Source organism: Bittarella sp. HCP28S3_D9 (assembly GCF_052065655.1).
Classification (GTDB): Bacteria; Bacillota; Clostridia; order Oscillospirales; family Ruminococcaceae; genus Bittarella; species Bittarella massiliensis.
Window position 1 is genome coordinate 71,542 of the sequence record NZ_JBQHTP010000004.1, and the last position, 14,282, is coordinate 85,823.

Genomic DNA, 14,282 nt, shown 5'->3' on the forward strand with positions numbered 1-14,282 from the left:
AGAAGAGGAATCCGGCGGAGAGGAGTCTTGACTGGGAGGGGCCTCCAGAGAGAGGGCCCAGAGTGAGGGAAGGCTCGGTGATGAAGGGTTCTGGTAAAAAGGAGCCCCCAGCGAGGAGAGGGCTCGGCCGGAAAGGAGGTCTCCAGTGAGACAGGGGCTTCGGCAAGAAAAGGTGGTCTGGCGGAGAGGGGCCTTGGCAAGGAAGGGGGTCTCGGTGAGGAGGGGGTCTCGGTGAGGAGGGGGCCCCGGTGAGGAGGGAGCCCCGGTGGGGAGGGAGCCCCGGTGAGGAGGATGTTCCAAAGAAGAGAGGACTTGGTGAAGAGAGAAGTTCTGATGAGGAAAAAGCCCTGGCGGGGAGGGAGCTCCGGCGAGGAAGGGTCCCGTCAGAGGGAAACCGTTCATCTGTCTGTCACAAAAAAGCGATATACTATTATCTTACTGCGGGCCGGTGGGAAGCCGGCCCAGCTTCCCACCGGAAAGGATGCTTGCCATGTTTTCGCTCTCTCCCCGCGGCCCACAGCCCCGACAGCTCGGCCGCAGCCCCGGACGCTGGAAAAGGGTCGTCGCCCTCGCCCTCGCCCTTCTCCTCGCCTTTGGCGGAGGGGCAGCGCTGGAAGGGGCGCTGGGCCTCTGCTCCCCCTTCGGCGCGCAGGGGTACCGCAAACTCACCGCCAGCTACCGGGCCCTGCGGGACCGGTGGTACTTTGGCGGCGAGGTGGAGGACCTGTCCAGCCGGCTGACCGACCAGGCCCTGGCGGGGATGGCACAGAGCGAGCTGGACAGCCACACCGGCTACCTGCCCCCCGCCCTGCGCACCCAGAGCGAAAAGAGCCTGGCCGGGGCGTCGGTGGGGATCGGCGTGGTCTACCAGCAGGCGGACGGCGGCTTTTTGGTGGTGCAGGTGGTGGACGGCTCACCGGCCGCCGAGGCGGGCATCCTGCCCGGAGACCTGTTGGTGGCGGTGAACGGCGTCCCCTTCTCCCAGCTGGAGGACCCGGCGGCAGAGATCGCCGGGGAGGAGGGCACCGCCGTGCGGGTGACCGCGGCGCGAAACGGGGTGGAGACCGAGTACGCCCTGGAGCGGCGAACAGTGGACAACTCGGCCAGCGGGCGGGTGGTCGACGGGGTGGGGGTGCTGACCATCCGCTCCTTCACCAGCACCCTGGGCGCGCGCACCGGCGAGGTGTTGACCCAGTTGCAGGAGGCCGGCTGCACTGAGCTGGTCATCGACCTGCGGGGCAACGGCGGCGGCTATGTGGACGCCGCGGTGGAGGTGGCCAGCTACTTTCTGCCCGAGGGGGCGGTGGTCTACAAGGAGGAGAACAAGGCCGGCAAGGTGCGCGAAATCACCGCCGACCGCGAGACCGGGCGCCGCTCCTTTGAGCGGATCGCCGTGCTGGTGGACGGGGACACGGCCAGCGCCTCTGAGATCCTCACCGCCGCCCTGAAGGAGCAGTTGGGGGCGACGGTGGTGGGGACCGCCACCTACGGCAAGGGGACGGTGCAGTCCACCCTCCTCTTCGGCGATGGGAGCGGGCTCAAGTACACCCGCTACCGCTGGTTGACCCCCGGCGGCGGGTGGGTCAACGGCCAGGGGATCGCCCCCGACCTGGAGGTCTCGCAGCCCGGCGCGCTGGACACCCCCGCCCCGCAGATGGCGGAGGGGGAGACCATCTCTCCCGACCAGGTGGGAGAGGCGGCCGGCCCGGTGCAGACCTACCTGGCCTTTTTGGGCTACCCGGTCGCCCGCCAGGACGGCTACTACGCCCCGGACTCCGCCGCCGCCGTGCGGGCCTTTCGGGCCGACGCGGGGCTGCCCGAGGGGGAGGCGATCGACCAGGGCCTCTGCCGCGCCCTCACCCAGGCGGTGACGCTGAAATGGTACACCCAGCAGAGCGAGCTGGACGTCCAGCTCGGGCGGGCGGTGGAGGCGGTTCGAGAGTAAGGGCAGAAGCGCACAAAAGAGTTGTCGGATTTTGTCGAATCGTCCAATCTTCCTCCAAACGCATTGTTCGCCCCCAAAAAGGGGCCTATAATGGAGGCATTATAACTGTTAATTGGCAGGATTGGAGGAGACAAGATGAAAAAGGGAAGATGGCTGGCAGCGCTGCTGTCGGTCTCGCTGGTATTTTCAGCGGCTGTTCCCACTGCTTGGGCCGCCTCGAGCGACCGGACAGTGCAGATTTCTTCGAGAGACCTTGACGGCCCCGACCCGGACGGCCCGACCGACGGCTTTTGGGTGGGGGACAGGGTGACGGTCACCGTCGCCATCGAGGACAGCCAGGAAATCTCGGAGCGGCCCGTCCTCGAGAGTTCCGACAACATCATCCTCGCCGCGCAGGATCAAGTTTTTTCTGCCGGGGGGAGATATCGCCTGGAGGAGACGATCACCGTCGATTTCAAGGCTGCAGGGACGAATTCCTATTTTAGGATCGTCGCCGACAAGGGGCTTGCCACCGAGAAGGTGTACGAGAAGACCGGGCTCAATGTGACCGCGTCGGCGGGGGAACCGACCGTGGAATATACCATTCCCAGTCATTTAAAAATAGGGCAAGCCCCTGTATCCGACTCAAAATTTGAAATTGCAAAAATTCAGAACACGCCCTACACCTACCAGGCCTATGGATACAACGCCGACGAAATTGCCCAGACAGGAATATTTTCCTACCATCACGATTGGGGTGGGGGCAGTGGGAAAGGGCATACCTCCTACATTCTTGAGTCCATCACCCGCACACTCCGTCCCGGAACGGCTGTTTTCCAGGCCAAAACACCCGGTGGAGATAAGTTGGGCGCCCCCTACACCGTAACAGTGGAGGAGCCTGTTATCGAGACCAACGCCCCTCAAAAAATTAAGTTGGGAAGCGTCTTCCATCTCACCACCAGCTTAAAAAATACCGCTCTCTCCAATGAGAAAGTAGAGGATGCTAAAAAAAGGGAAGCCTATAGCCCTGACGACTTTGTTGACAGCCATCCCCTCGCCTTTGCGCCCAAGGTCGAGATCCTCGAAGGGGCTGAACTGGTGACCCGCTCGGGTGGAGATTACAGCAACACCCTCTCGAGCAGTGAGACCTGGAGCTTCACTGGGCTGGGGACCGTCAAGCTGAAAGTCCAGTACGCCACCATTCTGCCCCAGAACATCCCTGAATATTGCGACTGCTACAGCAACCCCTACACCGCAGAGAAGATCATCGAGATCGAGGTGACCAAAGAGACCCCCATCACCACTGTGACCAACCCCGACAGCGGTGTCTCCGCCACCGGCCCCATCCCTGCAGGCTGCACTGTGGCGGCCGACGAGCTGACAGAGGGCGAACTCTACGATGCAGTCAAAGCCTCGGTCAACACCGTGTCAGACCAGTTCCAGCTGCTGGACATCTGCCTGCTGGACGGCGACCAGACCGTTCAGCCGGACGGCTCTATTGTGGTGACCCTGCCCGTCCCCGACGGATTTGATGGCCTGTTGGGCGTCTTCCGCCTGGAGGAAGACGGCACCTTCACCCTGCTGGACAGCATCGACAACGAAGACGGGACCCTCTCCTTTCTCACCGAGCACCTCAGCTACTATGTCATCGTCAACTTTGATGACAGCTCCTCTGAGGAACCTCCCGTTCCCGATCAGGTTACGCCGTCCGCGCCTGATCCTGCCCCTTCTCCCGACTCCAGCCATGGGGATTCCCCCAACACCGGCGACGCCGGGATCATCGGGGTGGCGGCCCTGGCCCTGCTGGGCGGGGCGGCAGTCCTGACATTGCGCAAGAGAGCGCAGTGATTCCCCCTTTAAAGTAGCCACCAGAAAAGAGCGCCCCTTGCAGTTTTGCAAGGGGCGCTCTTTCATTGGGCGGCAGATTGTGGCGGGGGGCTCTATCCAAAAGCCGCAGGGAAAAATCAGCCCGCCCCCTTATGGCTGTGCCCTTTGGAGCGGTAGAGTAGCTCCCCTCCCTTCAGAGGAGAGGTGGCATAAGAGACGCTCTGCCGGAGCTCGGCATTTTGTTCCTTTTGCCGGCGGCGGGCCAGCAGGCAGACGGTGGCGGCAAAGACCGCCGCCCCGAAGATGGCGCTGTAAAGGACGTGACGGCGGTGACGCCACGAAATGGGGTGGTAGCGGCCCTTATCACTTGCCAACTGCAGTTGGGCCGTCAAATCGTCGATCATCGCAAACGCCAGCTCGTCATAGGTAAAGGCGGTCCCGTCGCCGGGGGAAAAGGAGTCAAACTGCCCCCAGACCCCCAATTCACAGGTGCCCTTCCTGGCATTGATGAACATCACCGCGGCGTCGATGCGCTTGTAGGAAGCGTATCCGTAGCGCTGCCTCAACACCTCCTCCAAGCGGTGGTTCAAATCAGGAGGGGCGTAGGTGCCGTTGTCATATTGGCTGATGATTATCAGGTCGAACTCGAACTCGTCAAACAGGGCGGCACAGCGCTTCTCCAGCGCCGAGGGATCCTCAAGGCACTGGGCCGAATCGAACACGTGGACTCCCCCTTTGGTGTCTTCCCAGGGGTCGGCGCCAAATGCCGAAGCGCTGGTGCCCACAAGGGGAACCAGGCAGCAGACCAACAGGGCGACCATCCGTCTCCAGCGGTTCTTTACCATATCAACACCCCCAAAAAGGTCGCCAGCCCGCCGGCGATCAGCCCCACTACCCAGGGAGCAGGGGCGAGTATACTGGAAAAAAAGCCCGCTTCCACGGAGCCGGCGGTCCTGCCACTGACCCCGTCCACCCAGACGACGCTGCCCTTTCCCCTGCCGGACAGGCTGCACTTCCAGATGGGATAGAGGACACAGTCGGCGCTGCAGCTGAGAAGGGAGGCCTTGTATTGCACCTTTTGCTCCTCTTTGCAGTGATTTTCCTGAAAGAGGGCGCTGTACAGCCGGTCTTTTGCCTCGCTGCCGGCGAGGAGGGCCGACCGCTTCAAATCAGAGGGGCAGCGCTCCACCTTGACCGGGTCCCCCTCCTTTGCCCGGTCGAGGGAAAAGGGGGCAAACCGCTGCCAGAGCAGCCGCTCCTCCATCCCCTGCAGGTCGGCGAACTGTTTTCCCAAGAGGGTCAGTTCCCCCCGGTGGATCTCCGCGCTGAGATCAGTGGAAGAGACGGCGGCAATCGCCCCCTCGGCGGTGGCGTCGGCGCACCAGACGGGGAACCAGACCTGCTCCAGGTGGGAGAGAATCCTCTGCGGCCTGCGCGTCCAGAAGGGAGCGCCTTCGACGCGCTTGCAATAGTCGCAAACAGCCTGGGCCGCCTCTCCCTGGGTGAGGGCGCAGGGGACCCTCTTGCTCACCCGCAGGGGATCGGTGGGCGGGAAGATGGTCACCTCTCTGTCCGCTCGCTGAAAGTCGGCCAGCCAGTCCTTGCGTGGGTCCACCGTCGGTTTGGGCGGCACAAAGGGCGCCGGCGGCCGCTTTTTGGCATCCTGGACGGGGGGCTCCGTCTCCTCCCAGTGCAAAACGGTGTCGCAAAAGGGACAGGTGTATCCCCCGCCGCCCGGCATGGGGGTCAGCGGTGCCCCGCAGCTGGGGCAATTGCGCTTTTTTAGCTCTCTCACAATCTCTCTCTCCTCTTTGCCGGGTCAAGTGGACTCATCTCTTCTCGGCCGGCTGGCGGTCGCTCTGCTGAAACGTCCATTCAAACGCCGCCGTGCAGAGGGGTCCTTCCCGCATCGTCATCTCACAGAGACGGCTTTGCCGCCACCGCCCCTCCTCTGCCTGCGGCCCAAGGGGAGGATTGCCATCTACCCAGCCGGTACAGCCATTGACCAGCAGCCGGTAGGATTTCCCCTCCCACGCCCCTTCCAGGCACCAATAGGGGGCGAGGTAGAGATGGGCCACCGCTTCGGCGATGGAGAGGGCGATGCTGTACCAAACGCCACTTTCAAAACACCCCCCACCGAGCGGGCGGGGAAGGCATTTTTGCAGCTGCCATTTGGCCTGTTCCCGCCAGCGCTCATCTCCGGGGAGGGCGGTGTCCCCCAAAATCTCCCACCTGCCCTGCTCTTCCAAATCACAGACAGCCGCTTGTTGCAGGTCACTGCGCAAAAAGACGGGGGAGGCCAGAGGGGAATAGAGCAGCTCCTCGGCAGTGAAGAGACAGCTCTGGGCCACCCGGCACCCAGCGGCGGGGGGAAGATGCGGTCTCTCCGCCCAAATCCCCTCCATGGCGGCAATTCCCCGGCAGGCAATTCGCCACAGGGGCAGGCGCACCTCTCTCACCGCCTGGAGGGCAGAGATAGAAAAGCAGGCTTTGATCGCGCCCTTTGGGGCTGCCTGCCGGAGGATGGAGATGGCCTGTGAGCGGTCAAAGCGCATCGGCACAGCACGCACCGCCGTATTGCCCGCTCGCAGAGGGACATCCTTCCCCTGCGCGCAGGCGAGGATCTCCGCCCCCCGATAGGGCGCCTCGGCCCGGCTGTCGGGGGGCGGGTCCCCCTGCCGGTCAGCGGGCGGTGACGGCGGTTTTTCCGCCCCATTTTCGCGGTAGGCCCCGCCGCAGAAGGGACAGTACCAGTCCGCCCCCCTGCGGCTGAGGGGTGCGCTGCAATTGGGACACTTCATCTCCTCGATGGTCATCCCCTCACTCCCCTTCCTTTAGAAGCTGCGGCCGCCGCCCCCGTGGGATACCCCGCTGGAGCCCGAGTGGGTGGAGGAGCCGCCGCCCCCGCCGCTGCTGCTGGAACTCTTGGGGATGGCGGTGCGGGAGGTGTGGGTGGTGACAAAGTTGTCCTCCTTGCGGGAGAGGCGCACCCCGTTGGTGCCGGTGTAGGCCCGGGCCAGCTGGGCGGGGTTGGGCAGCTTGTTGTGGCTGCCCGCCAAGCAGCCCGCCACGATCCCCCCCACCAGGAGGGAACCGCCCAGGGCGATGGCGGTGTAGAGGACCGGGTGGCCGAGGAAGGGCCCCTCTCCCCCGTCGTACTTGATGTAGCGGGAGGCGCGGTCGAGGAAGGCCTGGGCGGCGCCGTAGTAGTCGCCCTTTTTCATGTGGGGCATGACCTCGTCGTCGAGGAGGGTGTCGATGTGGTCGTCGGTAAAGAGGTCGATGGCCCTGCCGGTGGTGGTGATCCAGACCTTGCGGTTGTCCATGTCGATGAGCAGCAGCAGGCCGTCGTTTTTCTCCCCGCAGCCGATGCCGTTGTAGTCGTAGAAGTCGTCGGCATAGGACATGGCCGACTTGCCCCCGGCGTCGTCGGTGGTGACCACGGCGATGTCCATGTGGTAGGTGGTGGCGGTCTCGGTGGCCTTTTTGGTGAGGGTGTCCCGCTCCTGCTGGGTGAAGAGGCCCGCCTGGTCAAACACCTTGGTCAGGCTGCCGGTGGCGGTGCCCGCCAGGGCGCAGAGGGGGGCGGCGCACAGCAGAAGGGCGGCCAATACCAGGGCGGCCCACCCCTTTTTTCGGTTTCTTTTTGCAATTTTGCTCACTTGATCAGCCCTCCGATCAACATCGACACGGCAAAGAGGACGCCGCTCACCCCGCCAAACCAGGCGGCCAGCCGCCCTTTGCTCATGGGCAGGCGGCCCACCATCTTGCCGGTCTGGCCGTTCATGGCCAGGTGGTAGGTCTCCCCCTTGTACTTGGTGTTGAGGAGCCAGACCGGCAGCATGGCGTAGTCGGCCCGCTCGCTGCGCACCGACACCGAGCAGCTGCCCGGGCTGACGTTGGTGTAGCCGGCCACCGTGTCCCGCAGCAACATCCGGCTGGTGCTCTCGATGCGCTGGTGGACCCGGGCGGCCAGGTCGCGGGCGCTCTCGTCGTAGCGCTCGGCCAAATAGCCCGAGAGGTAGGCCATGGAGAAGGGCTTGATCTGGCCAAAATTGAAGGGTTCCAGCGCCTGCATCATGCTGTCGTCCAACCCCTTGGAGCCGTCGGCCGGCAGGTGGCCAAAGGAGATCTCCCCCGCCCGCTCGATCTGGTAGACATCGGTCTTGGTGTAGCGATAGCTGGAGTCGCTCCAGCTGGTGATCCTCTCGGCCCGGGCCGAGAGGGAGGCGTCCACCTGGCAGTCAAAGAGCCAGAAGGGGGCGTAGAGGCCGCTGAGCTTTTCGATGTGGTGGGTGGAGGTGAAATCCCGGGGCAGCAGCGGCTTTTTCTTGCACAGCTTCTCCAGCGCCTGGAGGGCGTGCTCCTTTTTGAGCACAAAGGGGAGCACGTAGGCCGGGCGAAACGCGCCCTCCAACCGGCCGGCGATGACGGCGGGGTTGTGGCAGAAGACGCAGAAGGTGGCGGTGGTGTTCTGGTCGGTGAGGATCTGGGCGCCGCAGCTGGGGCAGGTGTAGACGGTGACCTCTTGGGCGTGGTCCTCCCCTGCCCCCTCGCACTGCTCCAGGGGGTCGTCGACCTGGGCGGCCTGCTGCTGCCGCAAGATCTCCTCCATCTCCTCGGCGGTGAAGGAGCCGCCACAGAAGGCGCAGTCCCACTTCTGGCTGTCGCTGTTAAACGAGAGGGCGGCGCCGCAGCGGGGGCAGTCGTAGGTGAGGGTGGTCTGGGTCTCTGGCATGGCGTATGTCATCCCTTTCTCCATTTGAGTGGTGGCCACAGGGCCGGGCCCCCGCGGAGCGAGATGCGTCCGCAGGGGCCCAATATCCCCCTCCCCCCTCTGCCGGGGCGGCAGGGGGGAAAATCAGGGGGCAATTACTTGAGTTTTTCGCCGCAGGACGGGCAGAAGTTGGCGCCGGGCTCCGCCTCTTTGCCGCACTTGGGGCAGACGGAGGGGGCTGCCGGGCGGGGCTTGCCGCAGTTTGAGCAGAAGTTCCCGCCGTTTTCCTGGCCGCACTCACAGGTCCAGGTCTCCGCCGGGGCGGGCTGGGGCTTGCCGCAGTTTTGGCAGAACTTTCCGGTGTTTTGCTGCCCGCACTCGCAGGTCCAGGCGCCGGCAGCCGCAGCGGCCGCGGCCTGGGCCGCCGCCTCCTCCTTGGCGGCCTGCTTTTCGGCCACCTGCTGCTGCATCTGGTTTTGGTTGGTGGCGCTAAAGGCGCCCATGGGCCCGCCGGAGGCCTGCATGCCGATGCCCATCCCCATAAAGGCCTGGGCGGCCCCGGCCGAGTTGGAGCCGGCGGCCTTGATGCCCTCGGCCACCGAGCCCTGGACGTAGCCCTCGCGGACGGTGGCGTCCGAGAGCATGGCGCCCTTGTTGCGCAGGTTGATGAGGTTCTTGGAGTCCTCGTCGTAAGAGATGCTGTTGATCCCCACCGACTCGATCACCATGCCGCGGCGGTCGTTCCAGTCGTCGTCGAGGACGGTGGACATGTACTGGGCCAGCTTCTGGCTCTGGGAGGCGACGTAGGAGATGCGCTCGTGGTCGGCCGACATCTGGTTGATGGCCGCCTGGAAGGCGGTGAGGAACTCGGACAGGTAGAGCTTGTGGATGTCCTCCACATTGACGTGCTGGGCGTCGCGGGGGATGGCCTCGCGGTAGAACTTGATGGGGTCGGTGATGCGGATGGAGAAGTAGCCGTGGGCCCGCAGATAGAGCTCGGCGTTGTAGAATTCGTCAAAGTAGTTGACCGGGTTGACGGTACCAAAGGCGATGTTCTTGATCTCCTGCATGTTGATGAAGTAGATCTTCTGCTGCAGGGGGGTGGAGCCGGAGAACTTGAAGCGCTCCCAGGTCTCCTTGACCGAGTCGCCCAACTGGCCGTTGAAGACCGACGGGGCCGTGGAGTTGTCGACGGTGTAATAGCCTGGCTCGGCGGTGTAGCTGACGATCTTGCCGCCGTCGACGAGGAGCATGCACTGGTTTTCGTTGACGATGATCTTCGAGCCGTTGGAGACCACCTGGGCGGTGCCCTTGTAGTTGCTGTCCCGCCGGTCGCCCCGGCGGAGTTTGATGCCGGGGGCCATGACCGTGGTGTCGCCCATGTCGCCGGCCTCAAACGCCTCCAGCCACTGGTCTGCCAGGGCGCCGCTGATGGCGCCGGTTGCCGCTTTGATAAGACCCATATTCAAATCCCTCCGCTTATTGTTTTCGGCGGTCCGCCTGCGGCGGGACGCCTGATCTGCAAGTGAACCTACGAGCCGTTGCGCAGCGCGGGCAGAGCGCGGGCCAAACACCCGGACGGCCCCGGTCGCCGCGGCACGACCGCCGCTTGCGGCCATTGTACCGCAAGCGCCGAGCGCGCAGTGGGATTTGGCCGTGGGACAGGGAGCAAACGGCGTTTGCGCATCTGCCCGGCCATCCCCGGTATCCTCGCCACTTTGTGGCTATTATACCACAAATTTCGACAGTCGCACACCGCCCAACCCAGCTTTTCCCCCTGCAAAGGGGCTGATTTTTTTGCCCCGCCTTTGGGCATTTCGCCGACGGACGGCCGTTCATTTGTGGCGATTTTGATTCTATGCCGGAGGAGGGGGCCTATGGTATACTACCATTGTATGTGCAACCACCCCCGGACAGCCCTTTTGAAAGGGCGTCGGGGCGGAGAGGAGGATGCAGGCGATGCAGCGGGAGGACAAACTGCTGGGCTGCCTGGCCGGAGCCGCCATCGGCGACAGCATGGGCGGCCCCACCGAGGAGCGGAGCACCGAGATGATTTTGGAGGACTTCGGCGGCTACGTGACCGATTTTCGTGATGCCCCCCTGGACACCTGGGCCTACGGGGCCAGGGCGGGGATGGTGACCGACGACTTCTCCCTGGCCTATTTCACCCTGGAGGCCGCGGTGGAGGCGGGGGGACAGGTCACCCGGGCGGTGGCCGAACAGGCCCTGCTCAAGTGGGCCCAGTACCCGGCCTACTTCGACTACAACGTGGGCCCCACCACCAAGGCGGCGGTGCGGGCCCTGCGGGGCGAGCCGGTCCCCCCGCGGGACATCCCGGTGCAGGTGGTCTGCGAGAACGGGCGCGCCTCCAACGGGGCGGCCATGAAGATCGGGCCGGTGGCCCTGCTCTCGGGGGGAGATGTGGACCGGGCCATCGCCGACGCGGTGGAGGCCTGCCTGCCCACCCACCCCTACGACATCCCCCTGGCGGGGGCCTGCGCGGTGGCGGCGGCGGTGGCCAGGGCGATGCAGCCGGGCGCGGCCCTGGACGACCTGCGGGACGCCGGCCTCCACGGCGCCCGGGAGGGGATGCGGCTGGGCGCCCTGCGCGGGCACCGGCTGGCCGGGCCCTCGGTGGAGCGGCGGATCGCCCTGGCCTGGGAGATCGGCCGGCGGCACGCCGGCGACTGGCGGGCGGGGATGGCGGAGATCCGCGATCTCATCGGCAACGGGCTGGCCACGGTGGAGGCGGTGCCCGCCGCCTTCGGCCTGCTGGCAGCCGCCCAGGGCCGGGTGATGGAGACGGTCTACGGCGGGGTGAACATCGGCGGGGACACCGACACCATCGCCACCATCGCCGGGGCCATGGCGGGCGCCTTTGCCGGGGCCGGGGAGATCCCCCCGGCGCACATCGACCTCATCGAGAGGCAAAACCAATTCGACCTGCGGGGGCTGGCCCAAAAAGTCGCCCGCTGCCTGGCCGGGGAGCGGTGAGCGCCCGGCCCATCACAACGGATAACGGAAAGGGGAACCAAACCATGAACGAGGCAATCGCCAATCCCGAGCGCTATGTGGTCGCCGTGGGGGACGGCGGCGTGGACCACTACTATGCCCTCTCCCGCTGGCCCGACCTGGGGGAGCAGATCCTCTGCCGGCCCATGGGGGACTATGTGGGGGGGATGATCTCCAACGCCAGCTCCACCCTGGCCGGATACGGCCGCCACACCTACCTCATCGGCACCACCACCCACTCGCCCGAGGGGGATTTCATCCTCAAGACCCTGGGGGAGGCGGGGGTGGACCTGAGCCACCACAACTACGACGACGACTACACCATCGTGGTCTGCAACATCTACCTGACTAGCAGCGGGGAGCGGACCATCTTCGTGGGGCTAGACGAGGGCTGCACCTTCCGCTTCACCCCCGAGCAGCAGAAGCTGCTCAACGGGGCTGCCTTTATCTACACCACCATGAACAAGATCGAGCTCTACGAAAACGGCTACGAGGCCATTGCCGAGGCCCGCGAACACGGGGCCCTGGTGACCTATGACCTGGAGAGCTATGAGGACGACGAGCGCCACCAGAAATACCTGGGGCTCTGCGACATCATCTTCGTCAACGACCACGACTTTGCCCATATGGCCCACGGCAAGGAGGAGGCGGTCTACTGCAAGACCCTGCTGGAAAATGGGGCCAAGATGGTGGTCATCACCAAGGGGGGCGAGGGCTGCTCGGTCTACTCCAAGGAGATGATCGTCAACCAGCCCGCCTGCCCGGTCAAGCCGGTGGACACCACCGGCGCCGGGGACACCTTCAACTCCTCCTTTGTCTACGGGCTGACCCAGGGCTGGTGCCTGCCCAAGGTGACCGCCTTCGCCACCGCGGCCGCCGCCCGCTGCGTCACCATGGTGGGCAGCCGCAGCGGCATCGCCACCCTGGAGGAGGTGGAGGCCTTTGTCAAGGAGCACCCGCTGCCGCCCCAGCGGTGACGGCCGCGCCGCGGCAAGGGGGATAGCGGCGACAAACCGGGCGAGGCGGGGGGCCGCCCTCCCCCTCCTCCTGGCGGCGGCCCTTCTCCTGGGCGGCTGCTCCGCCGAAAGGGAGGCGGAGACGGCCGCCTGCCCGACCGCCCCCGCGGCGGTGGCGGGAATCGAGAGGGAGAGGCCCCCCGACGGAGGGGGGACCGCCCCGGAGGAACCCCCTGCCCCGGAGGGGGAGAGCGCCGCTGCGGGCCCGAGCGCCCCAGCGCAGACCGGCGGCGCTTGGGAGAAGGCCCCGCAGGGGACCGACGCCCCCTCCCAGGCGCAAAAGGCCCCCTCCCAGGGGGGGAGTTCCGCCGGCCAGCCGACGCCCGCGCCCCAGCCGGGGCCGGGACCCACCCCCGCCCCGGAGCCCGCGCCCGTCCCGGAGCCTGCGCCCGAGCCCGAACCCGCACCCGAGCCGGTCAAGTCCTACGACATCGACTACTTTGTGGCCTACGCCAAGGAGTACGGCCAGCGCATCGGGCTGGAGCTGGACCCGGACGGGAATCCGGACAACCGCTCCTGGGACACCCCCATCACCGCCACCTTCCCCATCACCGAGCAGTGGAAGGTGGACTACAAGAAGCAGGACATCGAGGGGTACTGCCAGCACATCAAGCGGGAGGGAAACACCTCCTACTGGGTCTACGCCCAGAAGCTGACGGGCGGGCGGTACCGGCTCTACATCGGATATTGACCCCCTGCCCCACCGAGCGGGGAGGGGAACCAAAAGCGAGGAGGACATTGCAGATGACCCTGAACGAACGCATTTTGGGCGGCCTGGTATTGGCCGCCGCCGGAGACGCCATCGGCGCCGCCACCGAGACCCGCTCCACAGCCCTGATCGAGGAGCGCTTTGGCGGCCCGGTGCGGGACTTTATCGACGCGCCCGAGGACACCTTTGCCCGCGGGGCCAAGGCCGGCACTGTCACCGACGACTTCTCCCTGGCCTGGTGCACCGCCATGGCCATTGCCGAGCGCGGAGGGGTCATCGACGAGGCCTGCGCCAAGGACGCCCTGGTGCGCTGGCACGGCCTGGGGGACTACTTCGAGCGGTACGCCGGCCCCACCACCCGCGCCGCGGTGATGGCCATGCTGGGCACCCCCATGGAGGCCCCCCTCTCCTTTCTGGCCTGCGACAACTCCAAGGCCTCCAACGGCGGGGCCATGAAGATCGAGGCGGTGGGCTATGTCAACCCCGGCGACTGGGACCGGGCGGTGGAGGACGCCATCACCATCTGCCTGCCGACCCACCCCTACGACATCGCCCTCTCGGGGGCCTGCGCGGTGGCGGCGGCCTGCGCCGAGGCGGTGCGGGAGGGGGCCGACCTCTTCTCCATCGTCAAGGCGGGGGCCTACGGGGCCCAAAAGGGGTATGAGAAGGGCGGCCGGGTGGGCGCCCGGCTGGCTGGGCCCTCGGTGGAGCGGCGTATCTGGATCGCCGCCGAGCTGGGGATGCGCGCGCCGGACATCGAGACCGCCATGCGGGACATCTCCGACATCATCGGCACCGGGCTGGCGGCGGCCGAGGCGGTGCCCGCCGCCTTCGGCCTGCTGGTGGCGGGCCGGGGCGACCCGGTGGAGGCGACCCTGGCCGGGGTCAACATCGGCAGCGACACCGACACGGTGGCCACCATTGTGGGCAGCATCGCCGGGGCCCACAGCGGCATCGGGGCCCTGCCGGGGCACTACCTGGAGGTCATCGACCGGGTCAACGGCTACGACCTGCGCGGGCTGGCCGACCGGCTGGCGGAGGTCGCCGCCGAGCGGTAAGACGGAAACAAGAGAGGGA

At 66.0% G+C, this 14,282-nt stretch carries 12 protein-coding genes; 6 read left to right on the forward strand and 6 right to left on the reverse strand.

Translation table 11 applies throughout. The features are described from left to right. Positions 1-490: 490 nt before the first annotated feature. Positions 491-1,945, forward strand: a complete 1,455-nt coding sequence (locus tag ACTNAU_RS04025) for a S41 family peptidase (protein WP_441097635.1) — start codon at positions 491-493, stop codon at positions 1,943-1,945. A gap of 135 nt (positions 1,946-2,080) precedes the next feature. Further along, positions 2,081-3,772 carry an NPXTG-anchored protein gene (locus ACTNAU_RS04030; protein ID WP_441097636.1) on the forward strand — a complete coding sequence of 564 codons (1,692 nt, stop codon included), beginning with the start codon at positions 2,081-2,083 and terminating at the stop codon, positions 3,770-3,772. Positions 3,773-3,888: 116 nt separating this feature from the next. Here the strand turns inward: ACTNAU_RS04030 and ACTNAU_RS04035 are convergent, their stop codons facing one another. From ACTNAU_RS04035 to ACTNAU_RS04060, 6 genes are all read right to left on the reverse strand, one after another. Beyond that, positions 3,889-4,596, reverse strand: coding sequence for a hypothetical protein (locus ACTNAU_RS04035; protein ID WP_441097637.1), 708 nt, complete (start codon positions 4,594-4,596; stop codon positions 3,889-3,891). After that, positions 4,590-5,366, reverse strand: coding sequence for a hypothetical protein (locus tag ACTNAU_RS04040; protein WP_441097638.1), 777 nt, complete (start codon positions 5,364-5,366; stop codon positions 4,590-4,592). The genes ACTNAU_RS04035 and ACTNAU_RS04040 overlap by 7 nt, the downstream gene beginning before the upstream one ends. Positions 5,367-5,580: 214 nt before the next feature. After that, positions 5,581-6,567 (reverse strand): hypothetical protein, encoded by a 987-nt coding sequence (locus ACTNAU_RS04045; RefSeq protein WP_441097639.1) that lies wholly within the window; start codon positions 6,565-6,567, stop codon positions 5,581-5,583. An 18-nt stretch (positions 6,568-6,585) separates the two neighbouring features. Next, the gene (locus tag ACTNAU_RS04050) at positions 6,586-7,413 is read right to left on the reverse strand and encodes a TPM domain-containing protein (protein ID WP_441097640.1); all 828 of its coding nucleotides are present in this window, start codon (positions 7,411-7,413) and stop codon (positions 6,586-6,588) included. Next, entirely contained in the window at positions 7,410-8,489 is a 1,080-nt protein-coding gene (locus ACTNAU_RS04055) for a hypothetical protein (RefSeq protein WP_441097641.1), read from the reverse strand. The genes ACTNAU_RS04050 and ACTNAU_RS04055 overlap by 4 nt, the downstream gene beginning before the upstream one ends. Before the next feature lie 134 nt (positions 8,490-8,623). After that, a complete protein-coding gene (locus tag ACTNAU_RS04060; RefSeq protein ID WP_441097642.1) occupies positions 8,624-9,931 on the reverse strand; it encodes an SPFH domain-containing protein in 1,308 nt (435 codons plus the stop codon). Between the two features lie 496 nt (positions 9,932-10,427). On the opposite strand from ACTNAU_RS04060, the gene ACTNAU_RS04065 reads away from it, so the two are divergent. From ACTNAU_RS04065 to ACTNAU_RS04080, 4 genes are read left to right on the forward strand one after another with little or no spacing between them, the layout of a single operon-like run. Beyond that, a complete protein-coding gene (locus ACTNAU_RS04065; protein ID WP_441097643.1) occupies positions 10,428-11,462 on the forward strand; it encodes an ADP-ribosylglycohydrolase family protein in 1,035 nt (344 codons plus the stop codon). A gap of 44 nt (positions 11,463-11,506) precedes the next feature. Further along, positions 11,507-12,457 carry a carbohydrate kinase family protein gene (locus ACTNAU_RS04070; protein WP_216401008.1) on the forward strand — a complete coding sequence of 317 codons (951 nt, stop codon included), beginning with the start codon at positions 11,507-11,509 and terminating at the stop codon, positions 12,455-12,457. Next, the gene (locus tag ACTNAU_RS04075) at positions 12,423-13,187 is read left to right on the forward strand and encodes a hypothetical protein (RefSeq protein ID WP_441097644.1); all 765 of its coding nucleotides are present in this window, start codon (positions 12,423-12,425) and stop codon (positions 13,185-13,187) included. The genes ACTNAU_RS04070 and ACTNAU_RS04075 overlap by 35 nt, the downstream gene beginning before the upstream one ends. A gap of 53 nt (positions 13,188-13,240) precedes the next feature. Then, positions 13,241-14,263, forward strand: a complete 1,023-nt coding sequence (locus ACTNAU_RS04080; protein ID WP_441097645.1) for an ADP-ribosylglycohydrolase family protein — start codon at positions 13,241-13,243, stop codon at positions 14,261-14,263. Positions 14,264-14,282: the final 19 nt, after the last annotated feature.

Bases quoted from the DNA above. Each gene is read 5' to 3' on its own strand.
- ACTNAU_RS04065 (WP_441097643.1), top strand. From the start codon at position 10,428: ATGCAGCGGGAGGACAAACTGCTGGGCTGCCTGGCCGGAGCCGCCATC.
- ACTNAU_RS04035 (WP_441097637.1), bottom strand. From the start codon at position 4,596: ATGGTAAAGAACCGCTGGAGACGGATGGTCGCCCTGTTGGTCTGCTGC.
- ACTNAU_RS04070 (WP_216401008.1), top strand. From the start codon at position 11,507: ATGAACGAGGCAATCGCCAATCCCGAGCGCTATGTGGTCGCCGTGGGG.
- ACTNAU_RS04045 (WP_441097639.1), bottom strand. From the start codon at position 6,567: ATGACCATCGAGGAGATGAAGTGTCCCAATTGCAGCGCACCCCTCAGC.
- ACTNAU_RS04055 (WP_441097641.1), bottom strand. From the start codon at position 8,489: ATGCCAGAGACCCAGACCACCCTCACCTACGACTGCCCCCGCTGCGGC.
- ACTNAU_RS04030 (WP_441097636.1), top strand. From the start codon at position 2,081: ATGAAAAAGGGAAGATGGCTGGCAGCGCTGCTGTCGGTCTCGCTGGTA.
- ACTNAU_RS04080 (WP_441097645.1), top strand. From the start codon at position 13,241: ATGACCCTGAACGAACGCATTTTGGGCGGCCTGGTATTGGCCGCCGCC.
- ACTNAU_RS04060 (WP_441097642.1), bottom strand. From the start codon at position 9,931: ATGGGTCTTATCAAAGCGGCAACCGGCGCCATCAGCGGCGCCCTGGCA.
- ACTNAU_RS04025 (WP_441097635.1), top strand. From the start codon at position 491: ATGTTTTCGCTCTCTCCCCGCGGCCCACAGCCCCGACAGCTCGGCCGC.